This is a genomic window from Sporosarcina sp. P13 (assembly GCF_002743055.1).
GTDB lineage: Bacteria > Bacillota > Bacilli > Bacillales_A > Planococcaceae > Sporosarcina.
In genome coordinates this window covers 1-3,546 of record NZ_PDYM01000069.1, presented here as the reverse complement: position 1 = coordinate 3,546, position 3,546 = coordinate 1, and the positions used below count along the sequence as shown (strand labels likewise).

Genomic DNA, 3,546 nt, shown 5'->3' with positions numbered 1-3,546 from the left:
AAACGGGCCAGTTTCTTTTAAGAGGAGGATGAAATATGCATAAGTTTTTAATTGGTTTCTCAATCGTATTTTTTATCGCTTGCCTAGTATTACTTATTAAAACTTTTGTTGGGTCGTTTGATTGGATTAATATTGTCGTAGCAGGGGGAGGTATGATAATTGCCATCTCAACAATTTGGTCTTTAAACGTGATGCTGAAAATTAATAAGTAAATACTGAATCATATTCCATTAACGGGTGCGATTGCTGAATAAGCGACTGCGTCCATATCGCACAAACGGGCCAGATTATGAATAAGAATTTTAAAACAAGTCACTATAAAAAATTAACACTTGGTACTTGTTAAGAAAGGTTAAATATTATGCAAAATAAAGAGTTTAGGGTGTTGGAAATACCAAAGTGGGGACGTTACTTACGTGGAAAGTGGCTTGAAAACTTTGCTAATCATCTTTCAAAGCAGGAGCAAAAGGAAATATATTTAGAATCGTTTTTATGGCACCTTTGTAGTTATGAAAAGGTTACATGTTTTGAAAGGGAAGAGGCTATAAGGGCATTCGAAAGACAAAAAAAGAGCCGTTGTACAATCTTTTACCAATTCACGAATGAAGCATTCTTAGTTCAAAATGCTAAGAACCTAAAAATGAAAGATTTACCTTACGATGAATGGGATTGGAACTATACAGACATATACGTGATGGATTGGGAAAACAAATGGACATTTGTCATCACACATGAAACTGATATAGGATTAGGTCCTTATTTTATTCAAAAACTATAAAAGGTAATTGCAACAATCGGGCGCGTTTGTGTAGCAAGGATCTGCGCCCTTATTCCATATAAGGGCCAGATTGTTGTTGAATGAATATTATTGGTTCTTAGAAAACTGGTTAATTTTAGAGAGAAATTAGCAAGATGTCGAGGGGGGAATTCATGTTATTGTTAAAACGGTTTTCTTTTTGGCTGCCTATATTGGTAGTTATTCACTACATATTTGAAGTGTTGTATAACCCAGTTAAAGATATAATATTCGCCCTTGATCCCTTGCTAGGAAAAATATTTTGGGCTCTTAATATTCATGATTTACTGTATGATAGCGAACATTCTAAAATCCTGTTTCCAGGCTTTTTGTGCACCTTTTCGTATGGTTAATCTATGGTTTTATTATAGATTACATTATCAAAGTATTATTCAGACAAGATAAACGATGATTGAGAGTGTGTGTTTATTGGTTGTAGAATATACAATAAAAATAAGTGGAATTAGGGTGAGTAAAATTGGCGCTTTTAAAAATAGGTGATGTCTTTGGGATTGAAACTTCAAATGGAATTGCATATTTTCAATATGTTCATAAGAACGAAGAAATAGGTTCGCTAATCAGGATATTACCGAATTTAAATCAGGATAATAAAGATGAGTTTAATAAATTAGTAGAACAGAAAGAATTATATCTTATTCATTTCCCTTTAGGTGACGCATTAAGACAGAAAATAGTTAGTAAAATGGGTAACTATCCAATACCTAAAGAATTTGTATTACCAAAAAAATTTAGAGTTAAACATATAATAAAAGGTGAATTTATTTGCTGGCATATCGTTGATTATGATAATTGGCAAAGAGAAAGAGTTGAAAAATTAAACGATGAACAAAAGCAACTATCGCCTTGGGGAACGTGGAATGATACCTTTCTCAAGGAAAGATTAGTTGAGGGGTGGACTTTAGATAAATGGGATTAAGCTATTGAACTAACGGATGCGATTCTTGTATAAGAGATCTGCACCTAGTTCAGTAATCGGGCCATTTTGAGAAGCAAACTATATAAAAGAGAGGGGGGTGAAAATGAGTTTATCCAAAAATAAATATGTCACAGTTGTTTTATTGATTGCATTAACTCTCTTACTAGCTGTTACTCTATTAATTGCTAGTGCCAGTTATTTAAACACCAAAGAAATCGGGGCATTAAGTTTACAATGTCACGAAAACAGTGGAGAACAGACATTAGAAATACATAATATTCTCACAAGCAAATATTCCTTCGAGTGTAGATAATTAAGAGTAGTGCCCATCTATCTTCAGGAATCGGGTGCTTTACTTGAAGTTCGTTAAGCTGCTCAGACGGCTTTTTTTTCTTGTTCAACTAAAGGGGCAGGTTAGTTCGATAAGACTTTAGGTGAAAATTAATATTGATATTATTCAAGGTTATACTTATGATTGGGTTGCTTTAATAAGAATATTGTATTATTGAAAGGAATTTTTCAATGACAGCTCATTATTTTATCGCTACATTAAAACCTATTCCTGAATATCACACAAGTGAAAATAATTATCCATTTCTAAATGGTGAAGCGTATAAGGAAAGTTTACTGTTTACCCTCCCTTATGTTTATGAACTTGGAGGTGAAGATATTGAATTTATTACATTCTTGGATTCATTTATGGAAATAGGGGACGTTGTAGAACTATATATATTTGAGGAAGGACGACTGGGTTATCCCTTATCACATAATTATCCAGAAGAGTCCAGAACAATTAATCTCTTAAAAAAAAATTACAAAGATCAATACGGTGAATATCAATTAGACACAAAGAAATGGAAAGAAGAGCTTTCTAGATGAACTATTGCATCAAAACGAAGCGTTACCACATTCGTTAAATATTAGTGACCTCCTACTCTAAAGGTTGTTATTGAACTAACAGGCGCGATAGTTGAACAAGGTTTGGAAAATCTAACCCTAAAACGGGTTCATGAGAATGAAAAAATATTAATGTTATTATGAGGTGTCATGATTGTCAAGTATTAAAATGAAAATTGGAATATTTGTTTTAATCTTATTAGTCTTTACTTCAGTATTTTTCATTGATAAATCCCAAAAAGAAACTGGTTGGACAAAAGAGATATATCTAAATAAATCAAATCTAATTTTTTTAGAATTCCTTCACCAATACAATGCAGACGACTTACAAAATATTTTAAAAAGATTAAATGAAATCGAAAGTATGTCTAAAGATGAGGCAGTAGATTTAACAATAAAAGCTAGTAATGAATGGAGTTTATGGGTACAAACATTACACAACACAGTTTTAACAGCGGACTATCTCGTTCCAAAAGAGGATGAACAATATGGATATAATGGATATATTGTAGGCTCCGAAAAACAATATAAAGTATTGAGTAACTTATTTACTACTGGTGGTTTTCGTTTTTATTTTCAATCTTTAGAAGATAAGATAATTACCAATCAACTTAATAACCAAGATAAAATGCTACTGCAAGAGGTTAATCAACTTTTTAATTCTATCCATGATGTGGTGAAAAATAATTGGCTGATTAGGGCAGAAGGTATCGATTCCCGATCTAATCAAGATAAAATTTTTAAAATGAAAGAACCGTTCATAAACTCTATTGAACAAGATGTAAAGTAAGCCCCCAATCAAACAACGCATATTTTTAAAAAGCATCTCCTAGTATGATCAATATATCAACTTTAAGGAGATGCTTTTCTATTGCAACAGAAACCATTGACCATAGTCCCCGTAAGTTTGCATTCC

Annotated in this window: 6 protein-coding genes; all 6 read left to right on the top strand. The window is 32.3% G+C overall.

Annotated features, from left to right (window positions below):
- Positions 1-35 precede the first annotated feature (35 nt).
- The 6 genes from CSV79_RS16945 to CSV79_RS16290 all read left to right on the top strand — a co-directional run bounded on the left by CSV79_RS16945 (position 36) and on the right by CSV79_RS16290 (position 3,420).
- On the top strand, positions 36-212 hold the full coding sequence (locus CSV79_RS16945) for a hypothetical protein (RefSeq protein ID WP_158232572.1): 177 nt from the start codon (positions 36-38) through the stop codon (positions 210-212).
- Between the two features lie 149 nt (positions 213-361).
- Entirely contained in the window at positions 362-778 is a 417-nt protein-coding gene (locus tag CSV79_RS16315; RefSeq protein WP_099690101.1) for a DUF4275 family protein, read from the top strand.
- 496 nt (positions 779-1,274) lie between these two features.
- On the top strand, positions 1,275-1,733 hold the full coding sequence (locus tag CSV79_RS16305) for a hypothetical protein (RefSeq protein WP_099690099.1): 459 nt from the start codon (positions 1,275-1,277) through the stop codon (positions 1,731-1,733).
- Between the two features lie 103 nt (positions 1,734-1,836).
- Complete coding sequence (locus tag CSV79_RS16300) at positions 1,837-2,046, top strand: hypothetical protein (protein ID WP_099690098.1); 210 nt, start codon at positions 1,837-1,839, stop codon at positions 2,044-2,046.
- A gap of 209 nt (positions 2,047-2,255) precedes the next feature.
- Positions 2,256-2,612 (top strand): hypothetical protein, encoded by a 357-nt coding sequence (locus tag CSV79_RS16295; RefSeq protein ID WP_099690097.1) that lies wholly within the window; start codon positions 2,256-2,258, stop codon positions 2,610-2,612.
- A gap of 172 nt (positions 2,613-2,784) precedes the next feature.
- A complete protein-coding gene (locus CSV79_RS16290; RefSeq protein ID WP_099690096.1) occupies positions 2,785-3,420 on the top strand; it encodes a hypothetical protein in 636 nt (211 codons plus the stop codon).
- Positions 3,421-3,546 lie beyond the last annotated feature (126 nt).

Coding starts and splice junctions, on each gene's coding strand:
- CSV79_RS16945 (WP_158232572.1), top strand. CDS start 36: ATGCATAAGTTTTTAATTGGTTTCTCAATCGTATTTTTTATCGCTTGC.
- CSV79_RS16315 (WP_099690101.1), top strand. CDS start 362: ATGCAAAATAAAGAGTTTAGGGTGTTGGAAATACCAAAGTGGGGACGT.
- CSV79_RS16300 (WP_099690098.1), top strand. CDS start 1,837: ATGAGTTTATCCAAAAATAAATATGTCACAGTTGTTTTATTGATTGCA.
- CSV79_RS16295 (WP_099690097.1), top strand. CDS start 2,256: ATGACAGCTCATTATTTTATCGCTACATTAAAACCTATTCCTGAATAT.